The sequence below is a fragment of the Frankia sp. RB5 genome (assembly GCF_059816245.1).
On sequence record NZ_JCBATA010000017.1, the window covers coordinates 95,589 to 120,052 of the forward strand.

A 24,464-nucleotide genomic window follows, 5' to 3' on the forward strand; every position below is an offset into this window, starting at 1 on the left:
GGGGCGGGCCGGCGGGCCGGGCCGGTCACTGCTGCGCGCTTTCGGCGGCCAGTTGCGCGTCGAACCGTTCCTGCGCGCGGTGCCAGGCCCGCCCGATCGGGGCGACCTCGGCGCGGGTCAGCCACCCGCGGCTCACCAGCGGGTCGAGGATGCCGACCAGCTCACCGAGCAGGTACACGTCCTTGTCGAGGTCACGCAGCTTCGTCGACCACTTGCCGGGCGGAAAGATGGGACTCACGGCTGTCTCCTTCGGTGTAGGCGATGTGGGTGCGGGTCAGTGGTGCGGCGGGGCGAAGCGGCGCCTACTCCTTCGCCGTGTCCAGGGCGGCGGCGATCTTGGCGGCGTCGCCGTAGCCGCGGATGACCGTGGCGGTGATCCGCGCGACGGTCTGGCGGTCCGCGGCCGCGATGAAGCCCTCCCGCACCGCCCAGGCCAGCGACGCATCGGCGTGCGACATGTGGTCGGCGAAGGTGACAGCGGCGGCCTTCATGGCCTTCGCGCCGTTGATCCCGGTGAATCTGCTGTCACCGTTGGTGGTCCTCGACATGGGATCGGCTTTCTCTTCGGGGGTGGGGTGTCAGTGGCGGCGGCCGATTAGGGTGGGCCCGGCCCGCCGGCGGGCGGGAGACGGGCCGGCGGGCCGGGGCGGTCACCGCTGCCGCTGCCGTTGGTCCAGCTCGTGCTGCCGGTCGAACTCTGCGCCGGCCTTGTCCAGCGCCTTCTGGATCGGGCGGATCAGGGTGGAGGGCAGCAGCCCACGGGCGACGGCCGCGCGGACGGCGTCGTTCGCGGTGTACAGCGTGTTGAAGTTGATGTCGGCCTTCACCAGGGCGGTTTCCTGATAGGGCATGGCAGTCTCCTTGGTGATCGGGATAGGTGGCCGGGGTTCAGCGGCGGCGGCCGGAGCCGCTGTTCAGGACCAGCAGCGGACCGGTGTTGTCGCAGAACTCGCTGCGGCAGAGCGGGGTGGCCTTCACAGGGGCTCCTCAGGGGGTGTCGGGGTAGAGCTCGGCGTTGACCTGGTCGCGTAGGTCGCGGGCGGCTTTCGCGCCGATGCCGAGGGCGGTGCGGATCTGTTCGCCGCTGACCGGCCGGCCGTTCTTCCGCGCGACCCGACGGGCGGCGGCGAGCGCCTGGGGGGCGGTGAGTTTGCGGCGGGCCTGCGGATCGACCTGGGGACGTCGGCGGGCCGGCGGCGGGTCGAGGGGAGGCGGCGGGTCGGCGAGCGCGACCCCACTGGTTCCGGCGGGGGTGGTGTCGTCGTGATCGTGCTGGTCGGCTGTGGTAGTCGAGTCGGCCAGCCGGTCGGCGTTGAGGGCGGGTTCGGCGGGGCCGCCGTCGATGTCGAGGTCGGCGAGGGCGGCGTCCCACGGGTCGAGGACGGGCAGGGCGGTGGGGGTCAGCTGGGTGGTGCGGGTCAGCCGGTGGCGGCGGGTCTGGTAGGTGCCGGGGGTGTGGACGAGCCGGGCGGTGCCGTCGGCGTCCAGGACGACGGCGGCGCGGCGGATCGCGGCGCGCCGGGCCTGGTCGACGCGGCGGTCGGCCCGGCGGGTGAGACGGGCGGTGGCGCGTTCGGCGCGGCTACGGGGCGGGCTGGCGATCGCGAGCTGGTGGGCGATGACGCCGGCGACGGAGACGACGGCCATCACCGGCCCGGCGGCCGCACCCCCGCCGGAGCTCAGGCCGTGGGCGAGGTTCATCCCGAACGCGACCAGGCCGAACAGGACGGTGCCGGCGGTGAGCATGACGGTCGGCCGGTCGGGGTGACGCCGCCGGGACTCCAGCACGGCCATCGCGAACGCCCACACGCCCAGCTCGGACAGCAGCGGCAACGCCAGGCCGGTCGGGTTGCCGTACAGGTCCCAGCCGTACATGGCCATGGCCGGTATCGCCATGAGCGCGGAGACGGCGGCGAGCGGGTAGATGAACAGTTCCACCCTGTGCTTGGCCCGCCACGCCGCCCGCTTCTCCCGCCGCTCGGCGCGGGTCTTTTCCCGGGCGGCCGCGTCGGCACGGGCTTCCTGCCGGTCGGCGGCCAGGTCGAGACGGTCCTGTTCGCGGGCGGCCGCCCGGTCCGCGCGGCGCTGCTCCGCCCAGCTGCTCACGACAGCCACCCCCCGCCGAAGAGCACGACCGCGGCGGCGAGCAGCGCCACTGTCCCGGTCTCGTGGACGACGGCGCGCAACCGGTGCCACCAGGCCGTCGGCCACTGGCCTGGTTCGGGGTCCACGAGAACGCCGAGCGTTCCCGTGGCGGTACGGGCCAACAGCCCGCCCGCGAGCAGCACGGCGGCGTGCCCCGGCGTGCCCGCGGTCCACAGGAGCTGTCCGATCCGGCCGGATGCCGCCTGGCCGAACAGGCGGGTCAGCAGCCCGAACCCCACCACCTGAAGTGCGATCATCTGGCCGAACTCGGCAGTCCAGTCCAGGGCCGCCACGGCCTGCCGGCGGATCATGCCGTCACCGCGATTCCAGCGGCGGCGAGCAGCACCAGGGCGACGCCGAGCAGGCGCAGCCCGTCGCGGTTGCGCTGCCACTTGGCGGTGACGATGCCGGCGAGTGCGGCGGTCTGCCGGTCGGCGGCGGCCAACGCCCGGGGAGTGTTGTCCAGGACGTCGGTGAGCAGACCGGCCTGGTCGGCGGCCCGGACGTGCCAGGCGTGCCAGGCCGCGGCCGGCACCGCCAGACGGCGCGGGATCGCCGGGCACAGCGACGTGCCGAGCAGCAGCACCCCGCCGATCCCGGCGGCCAGACCCGCCCACCACAACACCAGCGCCAGCGCGCCGGCGGGCTGGCCGGTGGACACGACGAACCCGAGCCCGGCGGCGGCGCCGGCGAGCACGATCCCGACCTGCCCGTCGGACCGGGCGGCCTCACCGCGCATCGACGCGATCAGGTCGGCGCGGGTCCGCATCCGCTCGGCCAGCGGCACGGCGGACGGCTGATCGGACATCATCATTTCCCTCCCTTCGAGGGGTGTGGGCTGGGTGGGGGTCAGCGGCAGGTGGGGCACAGCGCGCCCCGGCGCTTGAGCGTCAAGGTCTGCCCGACCTGGCCGCACTCGTCGCAGGCCGCGGGGTTACGTCCGCTGGCGGACCGCGGGGCGACCCCGCCGGGCAGCGGGCGCACGGTGACCCGCCCACGGCTCTTCTCGATCTGACCGTGGGGAGTGAGCTGGATCGATCGGCCGGCGAGCCGGTCGGCGGCACGCTTACCGGCGCCGACGATGCGGTCCCCGATCGCACCGGAGGGGTTGCAGGCCTGGCACAGCTCGACGCCCCGCCGGCCGGTGCCCTCGCAACGAGGGCAGATCCTGTTCTTGCCCATCACAAAACTCCTGAACAGCAACGAAACGGACGCCTCAGGCGCGGCAGCGGCCGTGACCGCCACCCGCGCAGGGCGAGACGGAGGAAGAGGGTTAGGCGGCGGCCAACGTCAGCGGCCGGACGTCGACGTCGGCCAGGCCCACCGGCAGCGCAGCGCCAGCGGTCGCGACGGCGATCAGCAGGTCGACCTCGGCCAGACTGGCCGCGATCGCCGGCCACTCGGCGTCGATCGCCCGCAACTCCGCCCGCGTCGGACCCCGCAACTCGGCCAGCGACCCGGCCGGGCCGGCCGGCAGGGAGACCCCCGCCGACCGGATCCCGCGACGTCCGCTCACCGCGCACCGCCATCGGCGGTGGCGAGCAGCGCCCGCGCCTCGGCGCGGACCGTGTCGTCGTGCAGGTGGGTGTAGACGTCGACCTCGACACCGTCGAGGTCCATGCCGGTGACCTCGGTGAGGTCGACCGACATGTAGTCCTCCCCGTCGTGGCGGATGCACGGCCGGGCGCCGAGGATCTCGGCGACCGCGCGGATACCCGCCAACCTGGCCCGGTCCTCGGTGGCCTCATCCGCGTCGAGGGCGGAGGGGTAGTCCGTCACCTGGACGCCCAGCCACCGCCGATGCGGGAGCGTCATCAGGTACAGGCCCGCGGCGCCACCGACCCGGCGGACCAGGTCGAGAGCGACCTGCAGCGCCGCCACCTGATGATCGACGCCGGCCAACACCGGCCACGGCCGAACCGCCGAACCGGCGTCCGCGATCGAACCCTCGGACGTACGCTCAAGCAGCATCTTTCGTTCCTCTCAGCAGGGGGAGCACTTGGTGCACCGACCCCGGCGGGTAGCCGCCCGCCGGGGTCTTACAGCTCCGAAAGTACAGACTCACGCTGTACCGGTCAAGCATCGATTTCGCGCCGGGTGTGTCCTGGTGGCGCCTGTCGATCGTCGCCCGGGGAGGGGCGCTCCCGGTAGAGGACTCGGGCGGACTCGGGCGGACTAGTCCGCTGATGTAGCTTCTCGTAAGGGATACGCGACGGAACGCAAGAGGTGCCGGATGATGTCGATGCATGCCAAGGACATCGGAACCCTGTGTGAAGGGCGCGGGTGGTCCCGAGCCCGCTTGGTCCATGAGCTACGCCGGACGGCAGCGGCGCGTGACAGGCGTCTGCCTGGCGAGGCAAGCCTTCAGCGCATGATCCGCCAGTGGAACGCCGGGGACCGCGTGCCGTCCGACTTCTACGCTGAGCTGCTGTCGGCGGTGTTCGGAGTTCCCGTCTCAACGGACCGCAACGGCGGCGGGACGGAGATCCCGGCCGGGGACACCATGTTGGCGCTGGCGGAGCGCCTGGAGTCGTCCGCCGCAGTGGACGTCGAGCTGATCAATCTTCTTGAGGATCAGACGGAGTCATACCGGACGCTCGACCGTCGGCTCGGGGCGAAGCGGATTTTTGGCCAGGCCAATAGTCATGCCGAGAACATTCGAGAGCTGTTCAGCCACTCAATTCCCGGGTCACATCGCGCCGGTCTCGGTGCAGCCGCCGCAGAAGCGGCAGCCCTTGCCGGTTGGCAGGCATTGGATCTAGGCGAGCTTGAAAGCGCATGGCAACTTCACGAAATGGCAAAAGCTGCCGCTCGGGAAAGCGAAAGCCCGTCAATCCTTGCGCACGTTACTGCACAGCAGGGCTATGTGCTGCTAGACGCCAATCGCAACGAGGACGCAATTTCGCTAATGCAGTCCGCAAAGTCTGCGGCGCAGGGGAAAGTGTCCCCGCTGATCTGGGCTTGGTTGTGTGCGGCTGAAGCTGAGTCGCTCGCCGCTGCCGGGCGGGATGCGGCGACGCGGGAAAGTCTGGACGAGGCGGCGGCAAGCCTGAGTAATGACGCCGGTGAGAAGATACCGTTCGTATTCCTCGACGAAGTTCATCTGTCGAGATGGCGGGGGCACTGCCTTGCCCGCCTCGGCGCGGTCGAGGCGGTCGAGGACCTGGCCGCTGCCCTCGATCGCCTCGACCCGACGTTCACACGTGCTGCGGCGGGGCTCCACTGCGATCTTGCCCTGGCCCTATCCGTACAGGGCCAGTACGTCGAAGCTCGGGACGAGGCGCGGACGGCCGAGACGCTCGCCCAACAGACGGCGTCGACTCGTCAGCGGCGGAGGATCAGGCGCCTGACGTCCGCAGGTCCCGAACAGTCGGCCCACTGAGCGCGAGGACGTGCAGCAAGGCGACCAAGGAACCGGAGTTGCGGACCTGACCGTCCCTGATGAGGTCTGGAATGTCTGCCAGAGGAACCCATTCCATCCGCTGCATTTCGGTCTTCTCGCTCGGCTCTCCGACCTTTTCCGCCCCGATACCGAGGAACACGTGATGCGGGCATTCCAGCATTCCGATCATCGGCTCAAAGGTGACCAGGTGCTCCAGCTTTCGAGGTCGATAGCCGGTTTCCTCTTCGATCTCGCGTGCCGCCGTTTCCGACGGCTGCTCACCCTCGTCAATGAGTCCGCCTGGCATCTCCCAATTCCAGATGTCGGGCACGAAGCGGTGCCGCCACATGAGCAATACGTGAGTCAGCGAGTCGTTCAGAAGGGCTGTCATTGCCGCCGAAGGCATCCACACGATGTGGTGCTCGAACCGCTGACCGTCGGGCAGCTCGACGTCTGCCAGTCCGAGGCGGATCCACTCGCTCTCGTACAGGGAACGCTTCCCGTGCACGATCCACTCCGACTCGGCGATTCCCTCGGTCACCACGAGAGGCCCCTGATCGTGGGGTGCGGTCGGCGACTCGCTGTCGGCGATCGGCCGCCCGCCTACCCCCGGGCGCGGGCGGGCGTCGTGCCATTCGGTGATCGTCTTGGGGCGCCACATGTGGGTGCGGCCGATGGTCTGGTCCGGCGGCGGCATCTGTCCACGGGTCCGGTAGGAGGACACCGTGCCCACCCGAACATCGAGGTAAGCAGCAACGTCGGACGTCGTCCACCAGTCGGCGGTCAGGGCGGGTGATCCTTCAGGCACCAAGACATCTTGCCGGAGGGTTGGGGGGCCGCCAAGGGCACTTGGCCGGTGCGACCCGACGGGGGCGGAAGTTGACGGGGTGGGAGGCTTCACGTCGGTCTCCTGTAGGCAGTGCGGCACTGGTGGTCGACCGGCGAGGTCTGGCACGGGCGCGGCGCGAGGGTCCGGCCGGGCCATCCACGGGCCAGATGGTGAGGTGACGCGGGGGCACTCGGGGCCACATCAGGACGCGCCGACCGGGGAGGGTGGGGCGTCAGGGCGGGGGGCGATCAACTTCCCAAGCTTGCAACGCGGGTTCGATTCCCGTCGCCCGCTCCAGTCTTTCCGTCCTTGGCCTGGGGACGCTTTCTGGCCAAGGACGAAGTCTTTCCGGCCGGCCGTGATCGGGCTGCGAGCCATCCACGGGCCAACCATGCCTGGACGAGGGCACGAACGAACGTCACCCCGAGTCCCACAACGCGCCCACGCGCCTTTCTGCGCGGTCTTTGTGAAGCCGCGCCGCACAGGGCCCGGATGCCCGAGGTGCAGGCACCGATCGTCGGTGCCGCGGTGTAGTCGCTTCGTGGCGCGGAGCTCCTCACGCCCGCCGGGCCCCGGGCCCGGGCCCCGGGCCCCTGCCATGCCTGCACGTGACCGCCGATGGCGTCCCGGCCGGTACAGGCAACTCTTCCGAACGATCTTGGGGTGACTACGGTGGGTGCGTAGCGGGTTGGTCGCCGATGACGGGTCCTTATATGAGGCTTTGTGTGGATTGGTGACGGTACTCGAAGGGCGGAGCGACCGGGTGACGGTGCGCCAGGCGGAGGTGGATGCGCGATCGAGGAGCGGCCCCGGGGCGAGATGAGTACCGAGCGTGTCGGAGAGGGCGACCTCCCGCCACGCTTCGTGGTCGCGGGGGCGTTCGTGCTGGACTGTCTGATCGAGGCCGCGGATCTGCCGGCCTGGGGACGGTACCTGCGGGCCGACGCGATGCGGATGGTGCCGGGGGGCAAGGCGTTCAACCAGGCCGTCACGCTGGCGCGGCTCGGTCTCCAGGTCGCCGCGGTCGGGGCCGTCGGGCGGGACCCGGTCGGCGTGGCCATCCGGTCGGTGCTGGTCACCGAGGGCGTCGAGGTGTCCGCGATGGCGGTGCGCCCGGGTGCGCCGACCCCGGTCTGCGTTGTGCACACCCGGGGTGACGGCGAGAAAGCGGTGGTCTGGCGGGTGCCGGATGAGCTCGCGGGCACCGGTCATGACCTTGCCCGCGCCGTCGGCGCGAGCGGCGGCCACGTCGACGCGGCTCTGGTGACGTTCGAGTTCCCCTGGGCGGTGCCCGATCTCGTGACCGCGGCGGCGAAGGCCGACGCCCGGGTGATCGTCGACCCGGCGCCGACCGTACGGGACGCGGGCCTGCTCGACGAGGTGCCCTGGGAACTGGTGGACGTGCTCGTGCCGAACGAGTCCGAGGCGCGTGCCCTGCTCGGCGCGCACCCGGCCGCGGCCGGCGCCGCCCTGCAGCTCGCCGCGGCGGTCGCGGACCGGCTCGGCGTGCCGACCGTCTGCGTCACGCTCGGCGCCCGGGGATGCGTCCTGCACACCGCCGAACGGAGCACCCATCATCCGGCGCCGCCCGCCGCGGTCGTGGACACCACGGCCGCCGGCGACGCGTTCACCGCGGTGTTCGCCGCGAGGCTGGTCGCGGGCCAGCCGCCGGACGAGGCGGTCCGTGCGGCGCTGCTCGCCGCGGCCCTCACCGTGGCACGGCCGGGGGCGTACGAGGCCCTGCCCACCGCGCGTGAACTGCGTGATGTCACCGCGCGTGGTGATCGGGGCCGGGGCCGGGGAGCGCTGTCCCACCGGGCATGCTGAAGGGGCACGCGGTGGGCGCGTTGCGGCCAGGCAGCACGAATTCCGGGATTGGCATGCGGGGATCCGTTTCGGCCGGGTGTCGGACACGGTCGGGCAGACGCGGGACGCTAGGGTCCCGAGCTGTCGAGGGGAGGCGGTCACGGTGACGATGACGACGGCGTGGCAGTCGGTGCGGCGCGATCCGCGGACCGCGAAGTCCGAGGTGATGGTGCTGGCCCGCTCGGCGTTCCGCTGGGCCTGGACCCGGCGTGGCACCGACCTGACCGCGGCCATGGCCCGGTCGTCCTGCCTGGTGGTGGCACCGCATCCCGACGACGAGACGCTGGGCTGCGCGGTGGCGGTGATGCGCAAGCGCGCCGTCGGGACGCCGGTGACCATCGTGATCGTCTCGGACGGTGCCAGGGCCGAGCCGGTGACGCTGCCGCCGGCCGAGCTGGTCGAGGTGCGGGCGGGCGAGACGCGGCGGGCGTGCGCGGCGCTCGGCGTCGGCGAGACGGACGTGCTCTTCCTCGGCTTCCCCGACTCCGAGCTCGGCGAGCATCTCGATGCCATCGCCGGCCGGCTGTCCGAGATCATCCGGGCGCGCGGGCCCGCGCAGATCCTGGTGCCCACGTCCTGCGAGGGCCATCCGGATCATGACGCGACGCACGAGGCGGCGCGCCGGGCCGTCGCGGCCACCGGGTTCACCGGCCAGGTGCTGGAGTACACGGTCTGGCTGTGGACGCACTGGCCCTGGACCCGCGGCTACGGAACGCGGGACAGGTCGGTGAGCCGGCTGCTCGTCGAGCCGTTCCGCCGGCTGGGCGACGCGCGTCCCCTGCTCGTCGACGCCCGGGGGCTGCGAACGCGGCAGCGCCGCGCGCTCGCCGAGCACGTGACCCAGGTCGGCGCCGGTGATCCGGGCGGAGCTCCGTCGGCCGGGGGCGCGGCCGGCGAGGATGCCGGCACTCCGGTGACGGGACCGCTGCTGGCCACCCTGCAGAGTCGATACGAGGTCTACGTCCAGGCGGGCGCGCTTCGCCACCTGGACTTTCCCCGCCCGTGGCGGTCCAGCGGCCCGGTCGGGGCGACGATCGAGCGCCGGGCACGACCCGGCGCCAGCGGGTAGATCGACGCTACCCGGTCAGAGCCGCTGCGCCGGCGTGAGCGGGCCTGATATCGGCGATTTCGGTGTCAGCCGGTTCGCCGCTGCTCGCCGCGCGGCGCGGGGCCCGCGGGGCTGGCCGCCTCCGAGGCGGCAAGAAGGTTCGGCGTGGTGGTCGGCACGACGATCGCGGCCGGGCCGGACCTGGGGGAGACGGGCGCCTGCGGGTCCGCCGCCGTGGCGCCGTCCGGCCCAGCCACATTGCCCGGCGACGCCGCCGCGGGCAGGGCCAGCGGCTGGACACCGCGCCAGCGCCCGCGCCGGCGGACGCCGACCTGCTCGAACTGGACGATGGCGCGCCGGTAGGCGTCCTCCTTGCGGCGGGCGATCGTCATCGGGTCGATCTCCCGCACCCCGGTGCGACCCTGCGCGCCCACGACGGCAGCGCGGGCGGGATCGAGCAGGTACGGCGCGAGCGCGGCGGCCAGCGCCTCCGGGTCCCCGGGCGGGACCGCGGCGCCGGCGCCCCAGCGCTCGACGAACGGCGCCACGCCGGTGCGGGTCGTGGTGACCACCGGCCGGCCGGCCGCCATCGCCTCGGCGGCCGCGATGGAGAAGCTCTCGAAGCGGCTCGGCACCGCGACGACCCGGGCCCGGCGGTAGACCTCGCGGATCTGGTCGCCGGAGAGGTGGCCGGTGAACTCCACGTCGAGCCCGAGTTCGCGGACCCGGCGGTCGAGCCAGGTACCGGCCGCCATCCCGTTGATCAGTCCGGCGGGGCGGCCGGCGAGCACGAGCCGGTGCTCGACGCCGGCGGCGCGCAGCCGGGCCGACGCGTCGAGCAGCACGTCGACGCCCTTGTAGGCCTCCAGGCGGCCGATCGCGGCGACGGTCGGCGTCGTGCCGGAGACGTCGGGAACGGTGAGCCACGGCACCGCGTCGAACGGGTTGGGGATGACCTCGACGGCCCGTCCGTCGAGCCAGCCGCGTTCCCGCAGCGTGTCGACGAGCAGCTGCGACGGCGAGGTCACCACATCCGCCAGGTCGGCGGACATGCGGTCCAGACGGTCGGCGAGCCGGCCCTTCGGGCCGATCGGCGCGCCGGCCAGCCGGACGGTGAGCATCGTCGGGCAGTGCAGATGGATGGCGAGCGGCCGCGAGTGCGACACGGCCTGGATGAGGCCGCGTGTCTCGCCGTCCTGCGTCTCGATGACGTCCGGGCGCAGGTTCAGCCGGCGCATCCAGAACGTGTATGACAGCGGCAGGCTCGCCCGCAGACTGATCGAATCCCGTGGGTACAGCGGCCCGCGCAGGCGGGTGCCCACCGGCCCGAGCCCACGGCTGACCGGGACCCGCAGCAGCGGGCGCCGGTGGACGTGTACGCCGTCCTGCACCGAGTCGACGACCTTGTGACCCTGTGCGCAGACCACGTGCACCTCGTGGCCGAGCTTCGCCAGCGCGATGGCGAGCGTCGCGGTGTAGCTGCCCGCGCCGTCCCAGACCACCGGTGGAAACTGCTCGCAGAGGAACACGATGCACAGAGCGTGTAGTGATCGCATCGAATCCACCATCAGAGACTCCGGCCCCCGTGTGCCTGGTCGTGAAACCTCATCCAAGGCACTCCTGTCGTCTCCCGCCGACTCGCCCCGCGGCCGCCTGTCCGGTGCCGCGCGCCGAGCCTGTGTGCCTTTCCTGCCCGCCTGCCGTCCTCACGGTCATGACCGCGCTCACGGACCGTCGCCGCGAGGGCGTCGTCCGTCGGGACGGTACGCCGACGGAGTGACAACCTGTGGGAACAGCCCTGATGCGGAGAGCGACCGTATGACGGTCATGGCCGGACGAACCGCCCACCCGAACGTGACGCACCGCTACGCCCCCGCAGACACCGGCCGAACCGGACCGCCGGAGTTCGCGGCCTCGGAAGCCGGCGGACCGCGCTGTCGGAGTAGTCACGCGTCTCCGTTCCACCGCCCGATCGCCGACATGTGGGGGTAATGGTGGGGATACGTTACCCGTCCCCACGACCGCTCTGGCAAATCTTAAGGAAACGCGAACGCCGTTTTGTGAAGAACGGCCCGATCGAGTCTGCGATGTTCAGCTTCTGGACGCCTGTCGGCTGTCGGCCCGTGGGTGCCCGTTCTGGCCCCGATCGCCTCCGTTGCTCCACGGCTGGGTCCCGTTGGGATGTGCAGTGATGGCGGAGGGGAACCTGGTTTGGAGTATTACGTCCGGATAACATACATTTCGGCCGGGTTAGCCGGATCAGGCCATCATCGGGTGGTCATCGCGTCCTGGCCCGAACGGGCGGGGGCAGGCTGCGGCACCTACTCGCGGCGCGATGGTGGTGATCGTGTCCGGCGGAGTGAACAGGTAAACATTACGAAAGGGAAGAGTCGGTCTGGACGCCGGGTCGGTCCGGGCCGTTGTCCAGAAATGTCGGGCCGAGCGGGAGTAGCCGACAGATCGGCGGGAACAGGGCGACGGAACGGAACGTCCGCGTCGAGCCCGGGCGGCCGGGCGGCCGGTCGGAGCAGGCCAGGCTGGTTACGGAACGTAACCTCCTGTCGGGTCGGGCGACGGATCCGTCAACATCGTCAGGGAGGGCGTCCATGTGTCACCTGTTCGCGATGAGCAGTGGGCCGGCGCGCGTCCAGGCCACGTTCTGGCTGCTCGACGCGCCGGACAGTCCCCGGGCGGCGCAGCGGCGCACGCCGGACGGCGCGGGACTCGGCGCCTTCGACGTCAACGGCGTCCCGCACGTGGTCAGGCAGGCGATCCGCAGCCGGGCCGACACCGCCTTCGCCCGGGAGTCCCAGGAGGTGGTGTCGTCGACCTTCGTGGCGCATGTCCGGCATGCCTCGACCGGGCGGGCCGTCGACGCCAACACCCATCCCTTTGTCCGGAACGGTCGGATCTTCGCCCACAACGGCGTGATCGAGGGTCTGGGCACCCTGGACGCGGAGCTCGGCCCGGCCTGCTCCGACGTGTTCGGCGACACCGACTCCGAGCGGTTCTTCGCGCTGGTCAGCCGCGAGATCGCCGCCCGTGGCGGGGACGTCGGCGCGGGGATCACGGCCGCGGCCCGGTGGGTCGCGGGCAACCTGCCGCTCTACTCCATCAACATGATCCTCATCACCGGCCGTGAGCTGTGGGCGCTGCGGTATCCGGACACGAACAGCCTGTACGTGCTGCGCCGTGACGCGGGCGGGCGCAACGCGCGCCATCTCGACCACGCCAGCCCGTTCAGCGAGATCCGGGTACGGTCCCTCGACCTGCTTGATCTGCCGGCCGTGGTGGTGGAGAGCGAGCGGATGGACGAGGACCCCCGCTGGCGGCTCATGGACAGCGGTGAACTGCTGCACGTGGCGGCCGATCTGACGGTGACCTCCCGGCTCGTGCTCCCCGAGCCGCCGACACACCAGCTCTCCCTCGAGGACCTGCGTCCGCAGGCCGCCGAGTCGCAGACCACCGCGGTGCCGGAGGTGCCGGCGGCCACGACCCCCTGACCGCGCACTCCGCGTGGCCCCCGCCCGCACGACCATGGCCCGCGCGCTCCCCGGCGTGGCCGCGCGGGCGGGCCCGAGGTGCCGGGTCGGCGAAAGCTGCGGACATAGTGGGCGTGTGCACGGGGTAGCAAATGTGATGGGGTGTTGATGCGGACAGTCGCAGTTCCCTGCGCGGAAGGGGCTCGTCGTGGTACTTGAAGTCGGCAGGATCGGGCTCTGGGCAGCTCAGCGGCAGTGGCCGACCGATGTCCGGACGCGGACGGAGATCGCCGTCGAGGTGGCGGCGATGGGTATCCCGACGGTGTGGATCGGTGCGGCGAGCGGGGACCTGGAGCTCCCCGCGGCCATCCTGGATGGCACTGAAGGGCTCGCGGTCGGCACGAGCATTCTGAACATCTGGACGGAGAAGGCGGACATCGTCGCCGACCACTACGCGATGCTCGCCAAGGCGCACCCCGACCGGCTGCTGCTCGGCTTCGGCGTCGGGCATCGCGACCCGGTCGAGAAGATGACGGGCCGGCGCTGGGAGAAGCCGGTGCGGGTGCTGCTCGACTATCTGGACACGCTCGACGAGCTCGGCGTGCCTCGCGAGGACCACGTGCTCGCCGCGCTCGGTCCGCGGGTGCTGCGGATCGCCGCCGAGCGGACGGCGGGTGCCCTGCCGTACCTGGTCACCCCCGAGCACACCCGCCAGGCCCGCGAGATCATGGGGCCGGGCCCGCTGCTCGCCCCCGAACTGAAGGTCGTGCTGGAGACCGACGCCGAGCGTGCCCGCGCCATCGCCCGCCAGTCCCTGTCCATCTACCTCGGGCTGCCGAACTACACGAACAACCTGCGCCGGCTCGGGTTCACCGACGACGATCTCGTTGGCGCGGGCTCGGACCGTCTCGTCGACGCCGTCGTCGCCTGGGGGGACCTGGACTCGGTGCTCGCCCGCATCGCCGAGCATCACGAGGCCGGGGCCGACCACGTCGCCGTGCAGGTGCTCACCGACACCCCGGGCGAGCTGCCGCGCGCTCAGTGGGCGCTGCTCGCCGAAGCGATCAACGGCTGACGACGGACCCACCGGGCCTGCCCGGGTGCGGTAATCTGGGCGGCAACCGATCAATTCGCCTGCCCTGTGTCTGCGGCCGAGTCACGGAGAGTGACGCATGCCCGCAGACAGTACTGACGAGCCTGCCGCGACGATTCCCGCTACCCGGGACGGCGCCAGCGCGCCGCTCCCGCCGATGCCGACCGAGGCTGCGGCCGTCGCCATCGATGGCGATGCGGAGCTGGTCGCGAGCCTGATGGTGGGGATGAGTACGGATGAGCGGGCCCGCCTGCTTTCTATGATCAGCTCTTCGATCGAGGCCGAGCGGTCGGCGGCGCTCGAGGGGACCGTGCGCCGCCAGGTGGACGTCGGGGTTCGCCGTCGCCGTTGGTCGCGCCGGCCCGCGGGCGTCGACGCCGGCCCGGCGCCGGCTGAGGGTGTCGAAGCCGGCCCGGGGCCGGAGCGTTCGGAGTCGGGCGATACCGGCACGGGCGGTGCCCGGGCCTAGCCGCTCCGCGTCCGGCTGGCGTCCCGCTGGCGTCCGGCGGCGGCGTTCGGTCGGATGGGATGTGAGCGCGGAGGGGCGGCGGGCGCGGGTTGACGGGCGGCACGGCGGGAGCGGCATCGTGGAGATCGACAGGGCGAAGCTGGACGCGAGCCTGACCAGGCTGCATCACCTGGCGCCCAGCGAGATCGAGCTCGGCAGGCTGGTCGGCGAGGTGGTCCGGGCCGTCACCGAGATCTTCGGGCTGGCCGGCGCGGGCATGCTGCTGGTCGACGCGGACCGCGCGCTGCGCAGCATCGCCGCCTCCGACAGCAGGGGAGCTCTGCTTGAGCGCGCCCAGGAGGAGTACGGCGAGGGCCCGTGCGTCGAGTCGTTCATCATCGACGAGGTGGTCGTCTCGAACGACATCGCCGCCGACGAGCGATGGCCGCGGGTCACGCCGATCCTTGCCCGGGGAGGAGTGCGCGCGGTCCTCGGCGTGCCGGTGCGTCTCGGCGGCGGGCCGATCGGCACGCTGAACGTCGCCGACGACCGGCCGCGGGTGTGGACCGACAGCGAACGGGACGCGATGGTTCATTTCGGCGCCGTGCTGGAGAATCTGCTGCTGGTCGGTCTGGTCGCGGACCGCAACGACCGTCTCGCCCGCCAGCTGCAGTACGCGCTGGACTACCGGGTGCCCATCGAGCGGGCGGTCGGCTATCTCATGGCGACGATGCGCACCGACCCGATAACCGCCTTCGAGAAACTGCGCCGGATCGCGCGCGGGGAGCGCCGTCGGGTATCCGAACTGGCCGAGGAGATACTCTCCGGGCGGCGGGTGTTGTGAATATCCGCCGGGTGGCACCCGGCTGATTCCGGGGGCTGGCCCGATGGTCGGCCGGCGCGGGCGGTGGTTGGCTGTCGCCAGGACGACATGGTCCTGCCGGCCGTGGGGCTGGCCTGCCGGGTGGGGGATCCGTGACGATGAACCCCGGCGGAGCGGTTCGTGGGGGATGCGTGGCCATGCCGTTTCACGCGTTGTACCGGCCGCCGCCGGGAGTTGCCGTCGGCGTGGTGGAGCGCGGGATCCGCGTCGCGCGGGCGGAAGGTCGGATGGACGTCCGTCGGGTTACTGGTAAGAGACCCGGACGTGAACTGGCTTTCGCAGGGACCCGGTCGTCCGCGTGCATACAGGGACGTATGTCGAAAGGAGGCGAATGATCGAGGCACAAGGGCTCACCAAGCGTTATGGACGTACGGTCGCCGTCAACGACCTGTCCTTCACGGTGCAGCCCGGCAGGGTAACGGGATTCCTGGGGCCGAACGGCGCCGGAAAGTCCACGACCATGCGGATGATCCTGGGGCTGGACAGCCCGAGCGCCGGCACGGTACGGATCAACGGCCAGCGGTACGCCGAGCTGCGCCACCCGCTGCGGCAGGTCGGCGCGCTGCTGGACGCGAAGTGGGTGCATCCCAACCGTTCCGCCCGGTCGCACCTGCGCTGGATCGCCGCGTCCAACCGGATCCCGCCCAGGCGGGTCGACGAGGTGCTGGAGATCGTCGGGCTCACCGGGGTGGCGGGCAAGCGGGCCGGCGGGTTCTCGCTCGGCATGTCGCAGCGGCTCGGCATCGCCACCGCGCTGCTCGGCGACCCCACGGTGCTGCTGTTCGACGAACCTGTCAACGGTCTCGACCCGGAGGGGATCCTCTGGATCCGGCAGTTCATGCAGCGCCTCGCGGGCGAGGGGCGCACCGTGTTCGTCTCCAGCCATCTGCTCTCCGAGATGGCGCTGACCGCGCAGGACCTCGTCGTCATCGGCCGGGGCCGGCTCATCGCGCAGACCAGCACCCGGGAGTTCATCGACAACGCGTCCGAGTCGTCGGTGCGGGTCCGTGGGCCGGAGATGCAGCGGCTGCACGGCGTGCTCACCAGCCAGGGTCTGGCCGTACGCGACCTGCCGGCCGGGGACGACGGGCCGGCGGCGCTGCTGGTCACGAACAGCACGACAGAGCAGGTGGGCGAGCTTGTCGGCCGGGTCGGCCTGGTGCTGCACGAGCTGTCCGCCCAGCGCGGGTCGCTGGAGCAGGCGTTCATCCAGCTGACCGGAGGTGACGTGGAGTACCAGTCGGGCGGCCTCGGGACCCCGGGCGCCGTGCGGCCGCCGGCCCAGGGCGCGCCGGCCCAGCCGGGCGAGGGCCCCTTCGCGGCGCCGGCGGGCGCGGGCCAGACCGACCCGGCGACGCAGGGAGGCACCACCCGATGACGCTGCTCACCGTGGAACGGATCAAGCTGTTCTCCACCCGCTCCCCGTGGTGGTGCATGATTCTCGCGACCGCTCTCACCGTGGGGCTCACGTCGGTCTTCGCGGCGACGACCAAGTCCCGGGACCTCAACGACCTCACGCCGAGCGTCACACAGTTCGCCTACAACTTCGGGCTCGTGGTGATGATGGTGATGGCGACGCTGGCCGTCACCACCGAGTACAGGTTCAGCACGATCCGGTCGACGTTCCTCGCGGTGCCCCGCCGGACCCCCGCGCTGCTCGCGAAGGTCACGGTCGTCGGGCTGGTGGCGGGGATCGTCGGCGAGATCACCGCGGTCGGGTCGTGGGCGGTCGCCAAGGCCATCAAGCCGGACGCGCCGTTGGCGATCGACACCGCGCAGGAGTACCGCAACGTGTTCGGCGTCGGGCTGATCTACCTGCTGTCCGCGGTCCTCGCCGTCGCCGTCGGCCTGATCGTCCGGCAGTCGGCCGGCGCGATCGTGATCGAGCTCGTCTACCTGCTCCTGCTGGAGAACCTGCTGCCCTCGATCCCGACGATCGGCGACAACATCCAGCACTGGCTGCCCTTCACCGTCGGTAACAACTTCATCGTCGCCGGTCAGCCGGAGACCAGCGACGGGCCAGCCGTGATCACGGGCATGCCGTTCGGGCCGTGGGGATCGCTGGTGTACTTCGCCGCGGTCTGCGTGGGCCTGTTCGTCGTCGCCGGCTTCCTCGCGAAGCGGCGCGACGCCTGACCCACCGCCGCGCGGCTCGCCCGCGCCCCGCGGTGGGCGGCTGGCGGGCACATCGCCGCGCTCAACCCGTACCTGCCGCGCAGCGCCACCCGGGCCGCGATCGTCGCGCCCGCGGTGCTGGCCGTCGGATATCACCTGTTCGGCCGGCTGCTGCTAGGCCTGTTCGCCTGGTTCGGCGCGTTCGTGCTGCTGGTCTTCGTCGACTTCGACGGGCCCCCGCGGGTGCGCTCCCCGCCGACGCCGGGGACCTGGCCGCGGCGCGGCACTGCGCGCTGGCGTGGATCCGGGCCGCGTGCGCCGCGGGCGATCCGGACGCGGCCGTCGCCGCCCTCGACGTCGTCGAGCGGACCGAGCACCTGGCCGTCCTGCGGGAGCTGCGGGGACGTCTCGGCGACGCCGTGCGGGCCCTGGCCGTGGACGGTCAGGCGCCCCGGCCCCACAGGTCGCGGCCGGCCCTGGCCCGCTCACCGGCCTTCATCCGGGCCTCGTGCACGTGGCGTTCGCCCCCGGTGAGGCGCCGCCGGACCTCCTCGTCCACCTCGGCGAAGGGCCGGTAGTACAGCTCGTCGTACTCCTCGACGATCTGGAAGGTCCAGCGGCCGTCCAGCACGTTGCGCCCGTGCAGCCGGCCGCGGACCATCGCCGCGGTCCGGGCGTGGCCCGCGTCCTCCAGCCCGCCGATCGCCGCGCTGAGGGTGAGGTCGGCCCGCCCGGACAGCTGGTGGAACTCGTAGAGCGCGCCGCGAGCGCGCTCGACCCACTCCAGTGCCTCGCTGAGCCGCCCAACGGCGTCGACGGTCGCGTCGTCGAGCTCGGGGTGGGTCCGGTCCCGCGTGCGGGGCTGGTCGTCCGGTGTGCCGCTCACCCAGGCTGGATGCCCGGTGGGTTGAGCGGTCACACCGGCCGGCGGCCGGACCCCGCCCCGGCCCCGGCGGGTGGGTGGGTGGAGGTGTCGGGTCCGATCAGGGCGAGACGGCGTCCGCCGGGGCGGTGTTCTCCGCCGAGGTGAGGGCCGTGTCCCGCTGCGGCGGGATGACGACCGGCGCCGACGCCCGCCGGCCGGGGATGAACGCGGCGAGCACGAGCGCCACCGCGGCCGCGGCCGCGCCGATGATGAACGTCGTCTTGAAGCCTGCCAGGGAGGGCACCGCGCTGCCCTGGTAGGTCGTGGTCATGTGGGCGAGCACGACGCCGACCACCGCCGCCGAGGAGGAGGTGCCGATCGAGCGCATAAGGGTGTTCAGCCCGTTCGCCGCGGCCGTCTCGGTCGGCGGCACCGCCGACATGATCAGCGCCGGCATCGCCGAGTAGGCCAGTGCGATCCCCAGCCCGACCAGCGACGACACGAGGATGATCTGCCAGATGTGATGGATGAGGACCACGCCGAGCCCGTAGCTGACCCCGATCGTCAGCGCGCCGAGCATCAGACTGGTCTTCGGCCCGAAGGCGCTGGAGACGCGGGCGGTGAACGGCGAGGCCAGCATCATCACGACGCCGAACGGCGCGAAGCACAGCCCGGCGACGACCATCGACTGACCGAAGCCGTAGCCCGTGCCCGTCGGCGCCTGCATCAGCTGCGGGATCACCAGCGACACGCCGTACATCGCAAAACCGATCGCGACCGACGTCAGGTTGGTCATCAGCACCTGCCGGCGGGCGCTGATCCGCAGGTCGACCAGGGGACTCGGCGAGCGGAGCTCCCAGGCGCCCCAGGCGGCGAGGACGACGACGCCGACGGCCGCGACCCCCAGCGTCCGGCCGGTGAGCCAGCCCCAGTCGCTGCCCTTGGAGATGACCAGCAGCAGCGCCAGGACGCCGATGGACAGTCCTGCCGCGCCGACGAAGTCGAAGCGGCCGTGGCCCGTGTCGCGCACCGGCGACTCCGGAATCACCCGCCAGACCAGCGCCAGCGTCAGCAGACCCAGTCCGGCCGCCCCCCAGAACAGCACGTGCCAGTTGAACTGCTGAGCGATGACGGCGGCGAGCGGAACGCCGAGCGCGCCGCCGATGCCGAGCGAGGAGCTCATCAGCCCGAGCGCGGAGCCCAGCTTCTCCGGCGGCAGCTCGTCGCGCATCACGCTGATGCCCAGCGGGACCAGGCCGAGGGACAGGCCCTGCAGCGTCCGGGCGGCGATCACGACCAGCAGCGAGCTGGTGAGCGCGCCCAGGACCGACCCGATCGTGAGGATGCCGAGGCTGATCAGCATCATGCGCTTCTTGCCGTACATGTCGCCCAGCCGGCCGAGGATCGGCGTCGACACCGCGGCACCGAGCAGGGCCGCGGTCACCACCCAGGCGGTGTTCGAGGCCGAGGCGTCCAGCAGCTCCGGCAGGTCGGCGACGAGCGGCACCACGAGCGTCTGCATGATCGAGACCACGATGCCGGCCACCGCCAGGGCCCCGATGATCGGTCCGGTCGCGGTGGCGGCCCTGCGTCGATCACGAGGCTCGGCGGACGCGTGTGACATGAAGGCCTCCGGAAGCGCCGGCGGGGTGCACCGGCAGGGCGGGGTGCGCGACGAGGACGAGTGATCGCCGGTGGCCACGGCGGCGATCGGATGTGCATCATGCATGCTATGTGGGGGGTGCATATGCGTGCGGGTTGCGCATACTCTGGGACGTAGCTCACCATCAGACGCGGGCGTGGGAGCCCCAGGCGTGGCGGAGGCAGTCGTGCCCGAGGATCTACAGGACGTCGAGCGCGAGCTGATGCTGCTGGCCCGCCATCACGTCCTGCCATCGTCGACCTACAAGCGCAGCGGGCGCACTCTCGACCGCTCGGCCTACCTGCTGCTCAGCCGGATCGAGGTGGAGGGCCCGATGAGCATCGGCCAGCTGGCCGACGCGTTCGCCCTGGACGTCTCCACCGTCAACCGGCAGACGGCCGCGATGCTGCAGGCGGGCCTCGTCGAGCGCATTCCCGATCCGGACGGCGGGGTGGCCCGCAAGCTGGCGATCACGCCGGACGGCCTGCGCCGCCTACACGACGACCGCGGCGTTGTCGTCGGGAGCCTGGCGACGATCCTCGCGGACTGGAGCGACGAGGACCGCCGGAGCCTGGCCGAGATCCTCGGCCGCTTCAACATCGCGTGCGAGCGGCTGAACGACTACGCCTGGCCCCGCCCGGCGCGTGTCGGCGACCATTGACCACTTTCCGACCGGTCCCTGCCATGGGTGACGTCCCACGCCGGTACCGCGCCGCCAGCTGCGATACTGGGAGGCGGCCAGCCGGAGACGGCGGTGATACGGCCCGCGCGCGGAACCCCCCGATCGGCGATCAGGGGTGCCGGGCGTGGTCCGTGGGTGGGGAGGGCTCGCCTAGTGGCCGATGGCGGCGGTCTTGAAAACCGCTAGAGGGGTTACACCTTCTCGTGGGTTCGAATCCCACGCCCTCCGCCCCCACCGACCGCCGCGAGATCGGCGAGGGCCTGGGCGGTCGGCGGGTCGGCGGGCAGAAACGTCTCGACGGCCAGCTCGGAGACGGTGACGTCCAGCGGGGTGTTGAACGTCGTCATCGTCGAGATCAGCGAGAGCACCTGACCGCCGACGAGGAGATGCATCGGCAGAGCCAGAGCCAGAGCCGGCGGCCGGTGGAGGTCGCCGCCGGCGCGGGCCGGACCATTGGGATGCTGATCGTCTTTCGGGGCGGAGTGCGGGCGGGGATAGGCGACGACTTCCTCGTAGAGCGCGCGCAGGGCGGGTGAATCCCGCGTCAGCATGCTCCGCCGCATTCTCTCCAGCAGGTGCTCCCGCCATTCCGCCAGGTTCACGATCCGCGGCGCGAGCCCCTGCGGATGCAGCGCCACGCGCATCACGTTCACCGGCGGCCGGAGTAGTTCCGTGGGAATACCGGCGAGTAGCGCGTCGGCCGCGCGATTGGTCATCGCCACGTCAAAGGTGCCATGCAGGACCAGCGTCGGGTTCGGCTCGCTGGCCGCGAGCAGCCGGGTGAGCCCGTCGCGGACCGCGGCCATTGCCGGGTCCGCCAGCGGCGTTTCCCGGAAGGTCGGCGCGTAACCCGCCGCCACGAGCAGGTCGTTGCGTTCCCGTACCGGCACGTCGAGGTGTTCGGCCAGCCGCAGGATCATCGCCCGGCTCGGCGTCGACCGCCCGGTCTCCACGAAACTGATGTGCCGGGCGGAACTGTCCGCCCGAAGTGCTAGCTCAAGCTGGCTAAGCCGTCGTCGTCGCCGCCACGCGCGCAGCAGCGGACCGACGCCCGGATGGGCACCCCCGTCCATCGGCGGGCGCGGGCGGTCGGCGGCGGCGGTGTCCGTCATACGTATGACCGTAGCCAGCGTGGGTGGTTCGGGTCGTGTCGCTGTTCGCCCCACAGTGGCCGGATGTCGGCACATTGGGCGGGCCGTGTTTCGTGGGTGGCCGCGGTGATGCCCGGGCGCCGATCACGCGAAAGGTTGCGCGGCTCGCCCGGAACAGGTGGAATCGCCCCGACATGACTGCCCCCGGAGCGTCCGTCCTCGACAAACACCCTGAAGACTCGACGGCCGGTTGCGTGACGCTTGTGCAGGTCTGCGACAGGATGACCGGGTGCCTCCCCGCCGGTCGACATCCCCACGCGCGATCCCGGCCGCCGTGTCCGCTGCCCGGCGTCCCCGCGCGATTTCCGTGACCCTTCACTCTGATACGGATCAGTCTGGTCGGCAGGCGGCGTTGCCGATCCAGGTGCCCCGCCGCCGGCAGCCCGAGGCCGCCGCCCGCATTCCGGTTACGGCCAGTTGCGCGGGTTGTGACGCGACGTGGACCGATCCGGCCACGGCGCACTGCCGTTCGTGCCATCAGTCCTGGCCCTCGGTCGAGGGCTTCGACGAGCATCTCGTCGAATGCCCGGCGCGTCCCGTCATCGCCGCCCGCCGGGCCCGGCGGGATTCCGAACCGTCCGGCGCGGGAGTGGCCTGACACGTACCCGCCGGGCCGGCGGCGCCCGACCCTCTCCGATTCCTCCTGACGGTGGAAACGACGCGTGCGGTGTGTTCACGGTTCCAAGCCCCCGATTCCGTGCGACGGCGAGGTGATGCGGCCGGGAAGCTGTTACGTTCCGGCGCGCAGGCATCTGCGGCGGACGACCATGGCACCTCCGTGCGGCGACCGCGGATGCCGCGTCCATGGCGGGCGGGCACTCGGGACGGAGGGGCCGATGACGGTCTGCGGGCTGGTCCGGTTGGACGGGTTCGATGTGCGGCGGGCGGCGCTGACCGCCATGCTGGCCGCGTCCGCCCACGGGCTGCCGGCCGCGCGCGGGGTGCACATCGACGGGGTGTTCGGCGCGGTCACCGCCGCCGAGCCGGATGCCGACCCCACCCCACCGATCGCCGTGGACGACGCCGGGCTTGTCGTCATCGCGGATCTCGCGTCCTGGTCGGCTGGCCCCCGCCGGGGGCCGTCCCTGTCGGCGGCCGCGGCGGCGACCGCCGCCGCCTACCGGGCCGGAGGCCGGCGGGCGCTGCTGGGCTCGGCCGCGCGGGCTGTCACCGTGGTCTGGGAGCCGGTGCGGTCACGGCTGGTCCTGGCCCGCCCGGGCGGGTCGCGGACCGAGCTGATCACCTGGTCCGACGGCCGGGTGTTCGCCTTCGGCACCGAGGTCGACCAGGTCCTGTCCGCCGGCCCGGTGGTCCCGGGCCGGCGTGCCCGCCCCCGGTGGTTGGGGCGCGGTGAGGTGATCACGGTCGCGGTACCGGTGCCCCGGCGTCGGCCGAGCCTGGCGGCGGTGCGTCCCCAGAGCGCGACCGCGGCGACCCAACGGTTCGGCTGGGCCTGAGGCGGGGACGCTCAGCGCGCGGGGGCCTCGGTGGCGCCCGCCGTGCCCGTCGCGGCCCCGGGACGGCTGGCGACCGCGCCCTGGGCGCCGGCCAGCTGGCCGCGCACCCTGCCGGTGACCCACCGCTCGGCGACGAAGGACAGGAAGGGGATCGTGCCCGCGAGCATGATCAGAACCGCCTTCGGCAGCGGAATGCGACACCGGGTCGCCAGATCGTAGGTGCACAGCAGATACCCGATGTACAGCACGCCGTGGATCGGCCCGACCGCGGCGACGACCACGTCCTGGCCACCGGCGTACTTCAGCGGCATTCCGATGCAGACCAGCAGGATCAGGCCGACCCCGACGACGTAGGCGATGACCCGGTAGCGCAGCAGGGCCGAGCGGATCGCCGGCGCGCTGGACCGCGCGCCGGACGGGTGGGAGGGGGCGGGAAAAGCCGTCATCGGCGGGCTCCGTTGATCTGTTTCGGGGTGTCGGCCTTCTCGATCCGCGGGCGGGCGTCGGCCGGGTCGCCGGCGACGACGGCATGCCGCGCGCCCTCGAGCTGCCCGGGGCTCGCCCGCGGCGTCATCTCGCGCAGCGCGTCCCGTTCGTACAACGCGGCGAGGTAGCGGTTGTAGGCGTCGACCTCCTCGTCCGGCTCGCTCGACTCGCCCGCGGTGAGCATCAGCGGGCCGCCGAGTTCCGGCCGCCAGGCCGTCTCCGGGGCGATCCGCCCGTTCGCCCCCCACTGGGGACCGCCGTCGTCCGTGGGGGAGAGCTCCTCCTTCATCATCTTGAACCACCAGTACAGGACGAAGGCCGCGAAGATCGGCCACTCGACGCCGTAGAAGAGGTTCTGCAGCGTGCCCTGGGCCGACTCGCCCTTGGACAGCTGCCAGATGCCCATCCGGATGAACAGGGCGACCAGACCGAGCGCGAGCAGGTGCCGCGCGATCCAGGAAGGTGCCAACAACAGCCGACGCACACCGTCGACGCTACCCCGCGGGTTCCGCCTGGCGGGGGCCGGCGGGTGGGCCCTGGTGCCAGCGTCACATCGGACACCGGCCCGCGTGCGGGTGCACCGGCACCTCGGTGACACCGTCGGCGGCGGGAAGTCGGGTGGAACGCGACCTCTGATCAGCGCCCTCGCCGGCGTCGGCGGATGGGGGATGCGAGGGGGCTGGCCGGCCTTGGCCGGACCGGCCAGCCCCGATACCGCGCGGCCCCGCCGCCCGGCTGGGGGGGGTTAGTCGGACGTTCGGGCCGGAACGCCGCCGGACCTCCTGGCGCGGGGGCCGGAATGGCGTTCACAGGGTAGGTCGTCCCGCAGGTGCGTTTGGTTGTCGCCGACGGGCGAGTTTTTTTTGCGATCTCTGATGATCCGTCGTTCG

The 24,464-nt window shown here is 72.1% G+C and carries 30 protein-coding genes and 1 tRNA gene; 14 read left to right on the forward strand and 17 right to left on the reverse strand.

The annotated features are described in order from the left end of the window. Positions 1-25: 25 nt before the first annotated feature. From AC6EXY_RS11415 to AC6EXY_RS11455, 9 genes are all read right to left on the reverse strand, one after another. A complete protein-coding gene (locus AC6EXY_RS11415; RefSeq protein WP_499817337.1) occupies positions 26-238 on the reverse strand; it encodes a hypothetical protein in 213 nt (70 codons plus the stop codon). 64 nt (positions 239-302) lie between these two features. Further along, on the reverse strand, positions 303-548 hold the full coding sequence (locus AC6EXY_RS11420; protein WP_499817338.1) for a hypothetical protein: 246 nt from the start codon (positions 546-548) through the stop codon (positions 303-305). A 102-nt stretch (positions 549-650) separates the two neighbouring features. Then, the gene (locus AC6EXY_RS11425; protein ID WP_499817339.1) at positions 651-851 is read right to left on the reverse strand and encodes a hypothetical protein; all 201 of its coding nucleotides are present in this window, start codon (positions 849-851) and stop codon (positions 651-653) included. A gap of 136 nt (positions 852-987) precedes the next feature. After that, positions 988-2,106 carry a hypothetical protein gene (locus AC6EXY_RS11430; RefSeq protein ID WP_499817340.1) on the reverse strand — a complete coding sequence of 373 codons (1,119 nt, stop codon included), beginning with the start codon at positions 2,104-2,106 and terminating at the stop codon, positions 988-990. Beyond that, positions 2,103-2,456: a hypothetical protein gene (locus AC6EXY_RS11435; RefSeq protein WP_499817341.1), complete on the reverse strand. Its 354-nt coding sequence runs from the start codon at positions 2,454-2,456 to the stop codon at positions 2,103-2,105. The genes AC6EXY_RS11430 and AC6EXY_RS11435 overlap by 4 nt, the downstream gene beginning before the upstream one ends. After that, entirely contained in the window at positions 2,453-2,953 is a 501-nt protein-coding gene (locus AC6EXY_RS11440; protein WP_499817342.1) for a Pycsar system effector family protein, read from the reverse strand. The genes AC6EXY_RS11435 and AC6EXY_RS11440 overlap by 4 nt, the downstream gene beginning before the upstream one ends. Before the next feature lie 41 nt (positions 2,954-2,994). Beyond that, positions 2,995-3,327 carry a hypothetical protein gene (locus AC6EXY_RS11445; RefSeq protein WP_499817343.1) on the reverse strand — a complete coding sequence of 111 codons (333 nt, stop codon included), beginning with the start codon at positions 3,325-3,327 and terminating at the stop codon, positions 2,995-2,997. A 91-nt stretch (positions 3,328-3,418) separates the two neighbouring features. After that, positions 3,419-3,661: a DUF6284 family protein gene (locus AC6EXY_RS11450; RefSeq protein ID WP_499817344.1), complete on the reverse strand. Its 243-nt coding sequence runs from the start codon at positions 3,659-3,661 to the stop codon at positions 3,419-3,421. Beyond that, positions 3,658-4,116: a hypothetical protein gene (locus AC6EXY_RS11455; protein ID WP_499817345.1), complete on the reverse strand. Its 459-nt coding sequence runs from the start codon at positions 4,114-4,116 to the stop codon at positions 3,658-3,660. The genes AC6EXY_RS11450 and AC6EXY_RS11455 overlap by 4 nt, the downstream gene beginning before the upstream one ends. A 400-nt stretch (positions 4,117-4,516) precedes the next feature. On the opposite strand from AC6EXY_RS11455, the gene AC6EXY_RS11460 reads away from it, so the two are divergent. After that, positions 4,517-5,527, forward strand: a complete 1,011-nt coding sequence (locus AC6EXY_RS11460) for an NsdA family TPR-like regulatory protein (RefSeq protein WP_499817346.1) — start codon at positions 4,517-4,519, stop codon at positions 5,525-5,527. On the opposite strand, the gene AC6EXY_RS11465 is transcribed toward AC6EXY_RS11460, so the two are convergent. Next, entirely contained in the window at positions 5,484-6,335 is an 852-nt protein-coding gene (locus tag AC6EXY_RS11465) for an NUDIX hydrolase (protein ID WP_499817347.1), read from the reverse strand. The two genes, AC6EXY_RS11460 and AC6EXY_RS11465, sit on opposite strands and share 44 nt — an antisense overlap. Positions 6,336-7,175: 840 nt before the next feature. On the opposite strand from AC6EXY_RS11465, the gene AC6EXY_RS11470 reads away from it, so the two are divergent. Both AC6EXY_RS11470 and AC6EXY_RS11475 read left to right on the forward strand, forming a co-directional pair. Further along, a complete protein-coding gene (locus tag AC6EXY_RS11470) occupies positions 7,176-8,183 on the forward strand; it encodes a carbohydrate kinase family protein (RefSeq protein ID WP_499817348.1) in 1,008 nt (335 codons plus the stop codon). A gap of 148 nt (positions 8,184-8,331) precedes the next feature. Further along, complete coding sequence (locus AC6EXY_RS11475; protein ID WP_499817360.1) at positions 8,332-9,291, forward strand: PIG-L deacetylase family protein; 960 nt, start codon at positions 8,332-8,334, stop codon at positions 9,289-9,291. A gap of 65 nt (positions 9,292-9,356) precedes the next feature. Here the strand turns inward: AC6EXY_RS11475 and AC6EXY_RS11480 are convergent, their stop codons facing one another. Further along, positions 9,357-10,826, reverse strand: a complete 1,470-nt coding sequence (locus AC6EXY_RS11480) for a glycosyltransferase (protein WP_423748133.1) — start codon at positions 10,824-10,826, stop codon at positions 9,357-9,359. A 1,050-nt stretch (positions 10,827-11,876) separates the two neighbouring features. Between AC6EXY_RS11480 and AC6EXY_RS11485 the strand changes: the two genes are divergently transcribed. From AC6EXY_RS11485 to AC6EXY_RS11510, 6 genes are all read left to right on the forward strand, one after another. Beyond that, positions 11,877-12,773: a class II glutamine amidotransferase gene (locus AC6EXY_RS11485; protein ID WP_101833529.1), complete on the forward strand. Its 897-nt coding sequence runs from the start codon at positions 11,877-11,879 to the stop codon at positions 12,771-12,773. Positions 12,774-12,960: 187 nt separating this feature from the next. Beyond that, the gene (locus tag AC6EXY_RS11490) at positions 12,961-13,827 is read left to right on the forward strand and encodes an LLM class F420-dependent oxidoreductase (RefSeq protein WP_101833528.1); all 867 of its coding nucleotides are present in this window, start codon (positions 12,961-12,963) and stop codon (positions 13,825-13,827) included. Between the two features lie 97 nt (positions 13,828-13,924). After that, positions 13,925-14,314 (forward strand): hypothetical protein, encoded by a 390-nt coding sequence (locus AC6EXY_RS11495; RefSeq protein ID WP_101833527.1) that lies wholly within the window; start codon positions 13,925-13,927, stop codon positions 14,312-14,314. A 61-nt stretch (positions 14,315-14,375) separates the two neighbouring features. Then, on the forward strand, positions 14,376-15,137 hold the full coding sequence (locus AC6EXY_RS11500) for a GAF and ANTAR domain-containing protein (protein ID WP_499817349.1): 762 nt from the start codon (positions 14,376-14,378) through the stop codon (positions 15,135-15,137). A 370-nt stretch (positions 15,138-15,507) separates the two neighbouring features. Then, positions 15,508-16,554, forward strand: coding sequence for an ABC transporter ATP-binding protein (locus tag AC6EXY_RS11505; protein ID WP_207770460.1), 1,047 nt, complete (start codon positions 15,508-15,510; stop codon positions 16,552-16,554). Then, complete coding sequence (locus AC6EXY_RS11510; RefSeq protein ID WP_101833526.1) at positions 16,551-17,312, forward strand: ABC transporter permease; 762 nt, start codon at positions 16,551-16,553, stop codon at positions 17,310-17,312. Before AC6EXY_RS11505 ends, AC6EXY_RS11510 begins: the two co-directional genes overlap by 4 nt. 131 nt (positions 17,313-17,443) lie before the next feature. Here the strand turns inward: AC6EXY_RS11510 and AC6EXY_RS11515 are convergent, their stop codons facing one another. From AC6EXY_RS11515 to AC6EXY_RS11525, 3 genes are all read right to left on the reverse strand, one after another. Further along, positions 17,444-17,752: a hypothetical protein gene (locus AC6EXY_RS11515; RefSeq protein ID WP_499817350.1), complete on the reverse strand. Its 309-nt coding sequence runs from the start codon at positions 17,750-17,752 to the stop codon at positions 17,444-17,446. After that, complete coding sequence (locus tag AC6EXY_RS11520) at positions 17,734-18,177, reverse strand: hypothetical protein (protein WP_101833525.1); 444 nt, start codon at positions 18,175-18,177, stop codon at positions 17,734-17,736. The genes AC6EXY_RS11515 and AC6EXY_RS11520 overlap by 19 nt, the downstream gene beginning before the upstream one ends. Before the next feature lie 97 nt (positions 18,178-18,274). After that, a complete protein-coding gene (locus tag AC6EXY_RS11525; protein ID WP_499817351.1) occupies positions 18,275-19,678 on the reverse strand; it encodes an MFS transporter in 1,404 nt (467 codons plus the stop codon). Here AC6EXY_RS11525 and AC6EXY_RS11530 point away from each other — a divergent pair. From AC6EXY_RS11530 to AC6EXY_RS11540, 3 genes are all read left to right on the forward strand, one after another. After that, a complete protein-coding gene (locus tag AC6EXY_RS11530) occupies positions 19,677-19,844 on the forward strand; it encodes a hypothetical protein (RefSeq protein WP_243407875.1) in 168 nt (55 codons plus the stop codon). The two genes, AC6EXY_RS11525 and AC6EXY_RS11530, sit on opposite strands and share 2 nt — an antisense overlap. A 141-nt stretch (positions 19,845-19,985) precedes the next feature. Then, entirely contained in the window at positions 19,986-20,459 is a 474-nt protein-coding gene (locus AC6EXY_RS11535; RefSeq protein ID WP_101833524.1) for a MarR family winged helix-turn-helix transcriptional regulator, read from the forward strand. Positions 20,460-20,619: 160 nt separating this feature from the next. After that, positions 20,620-20,708: transfer RNA gene (locus AC6EXY_RS11540), tRNA-Ser, on the forward strand. Here the strand turns inward: AC6EXY_RS11540 and AC6EXY_RS11545 are convergent. Continuing rightward, positions 20,672-21,592, reverse strand: coding sequence for an MmyB family transcriptional regulator (locus AC6EXY_RS11545; RefSeq protein ID WP_499817352.1), 921 nt, complete (start codon positions 21,590-21,592; stop codon positions 20,672-20,674). The genes AC6EXY_RS11540 and AC6EXY_RS11545 overlap by 37 nt on opposite strands. A 403-nt stretch (positions 21,593-21,995) precedes the next feature. Here AC6EXY_RS11545 and AC6EXY_RS11550 point away from each other — a divergent pair, with 403 nt between their 5' ends. Next, positions 21,996-22,229 (forward strand): FDXHR family putative zinc-binding protein, encoded by a 234-nt coding sequence (locus AC6EXY_RS11550; RefSeq protein ID WP_499817361.1) that lies wholly within the window; start codon positions 21,996-21,998, stop codon positions 22,227-22,229. A gap of 238 nt (positions 22,230-22,467) precedes the next feature. Continuing rightward, on the forward strand, positions 22,468-23,088 hold the full coding sequence (locus AC6EXY_RS11555) for a hypothetical protein (RefSeq protein ID WP_499817353.1): 621 nt from the start codon (positions 22,468-22,470) through the stop codon (positions 23,086-23,088). An 11-nt stretch (positions 23,089-23,099) separates the two neighbouring features. On the opposite strand, the gene AC6EXY_RS11560 is transcribed toward AC6EXY_RS11555, so the two are convergent. After that, complete coding sequence (locus AC6EXY_RS11560; RefSeq protein WP_101833468.1) at positions 23,100-23,534, reverse strand: DUF3817 domain-containing protein; 435 nt, start codon at positions 23,532-23,534, stop codon at positions 23,100-23,102. Continuing rightward, positions 23,531-24,046, reverse strand: coding sequence for a hypothetical protein (locus tag AC6EXY_RS11565; RefSeq protein ID WP_499817354.1), 516 nt, complete (start codon positions 24,044-24,046; stop codon positions 23,531-23,533). Before AC6EXY_RS11565 ends, AC6EXY_RS11560 begins: the two co-directional genes overlap by 4 nt. Between the last annotated feature and the right edge of the window lie 418 nt (positions 24,047-24,464).

Bases quoted from the DNA above. Each gene is read 5' to 3' on its own strand.
- AC6EXY_RS11420 (WP_499817338.1), bottom strand. From the start codon at position 548: ATGTCGAGGACCACCAACGGTGACAGCAGATTCACCGGGATCAACGGC.
- AC6EXY_RS11425 (WP_499817339.1), bottom strand. From the start codon at position 851: ATGCCCTATCAGGAAACCGCCCTGGTGAAGGCCGACATCAACTTCAAC.
- AC6EXY_RS11435 (WP_499817341.1), bottom strand. From the start codon at position 2,456: ATGATCCGCCGGCAGGCCGTGGCGGCCCTGGACTGGACTGCCGAGTTC.
- AC6EXY_RS11440 (WP_499817342.1), bottom strand. From the start codon at position 2,953: ATGTCCGATCAGCCGTCCGCCGTGCCGCTGGCCGAGCGGATGCGGACC.
- AC6EXY_RS11445 (WP_499817343.1), bottom strand. From the start codon at position 3,327: ATGGGCAAGAACAGGATCTGCCCTCGTTGCGAGGGCACCGGCCGGCGG.
- AC6EXY_RS11455 (WP_499817345.1), bottom strand. From the start codon at position 4,116: ATGCTGCTTGAGCGTACGTCCGAGGGTTCGATCGCGGACGCCGGTTCG.
- AC6EXY_RS11460 (WP_499817346.1), top strand. From the start codon at position 4,517: ATGATCCGCCAGTGGAACGCCGGGGACCGCGTGCCGTCCGACTTCTAC.
- AC6EXY_RS11470 (WP_499817348.1), top strand. From the start codon at position 7,176: ATGAGTACCGAGCGTGTCGGAGAGGGCGACCTCCCGCCACGCTTCGTG.
- AC6EXY_RS11475 (WP_499817360.1), top strand. From the start codon at position 8,332: ATGACGACGGCGTGGCAGTCGGTGCGGCGCGATCCGCGGACCGCGAAG.
- AC6EXY_RS11480 (WP_423748133.1), bottom strand. From the start codon at position 10,826: ATGCGATCACTACACGCTCTGTGCATCGTGTTCCTCTGCGAGCAGTTT.
- AC6EXY_RS11485 (WP_101833529.1), top strand. From the start codon at position 11,877: ATGTGTCACCTGTTCGCGATGAGCAGTGGGCCGGCGCGCGTCCAGGCC.
- AC6EXY_RS11495 (WP_101833527.1), top strand. From the start codon at position 13,925: ATGCCCGCAGACAGTACTGACGAGCCTGCCGCGACGATTCCCGCTACC.
- AC6EXY_RS11505 (WP_207770460.1), top strand. From the start codon at position 15,508: ATGATCGAGGCACAAGGGCTCACCAAGCGTTATGGACGTACGGTCGCC.
- AC6EXY_RS11510 (WP_101833526.1), top strand. From the start codon at position 16,551: ATGACGCTGCTCACCGTGGAACGGATCAAGCTGTTCTCCACCCGCTCC.
- AC6EXY_RS11530 (WP_243407875.1), top strand. From the start codon at position 19,677: ATGATCGAGACCACGATGCCGGCCACCGCCAGGGCCCCGATGATCGGT.
- AC6EXY_RS11525 (WP_499817351.1), bottom strand. From the start codon at position 19,678: ATGCAGACGCTCGTGGTGCCGCTCGTCGCCGACCTGCCGGAGCTGCTG.
- AC6EXY_RS11545 (WP_499817352.1), bottom strand. From the start codon at position 21,592: ATGACGGACACCGCCGCCGCCGACCGCCCGCGCCCGCCGATGGACGGG.
- AC6EXY_RS11555 (WP_499817353.1), top strand. From the start codon at position 22,468: ATGACGGTCTGCGGGCTGGTCCGGTTGGACGGGTTCGATGTGCGGCGG.
- AC6EXY_RS11560 (WP_101833468.1), bottom strand. From the start codon at position 23,534: ATGACGGCTTTTCCCGCCCCCTCCCACCCGTCCGGCGCGCGGTCCAGC.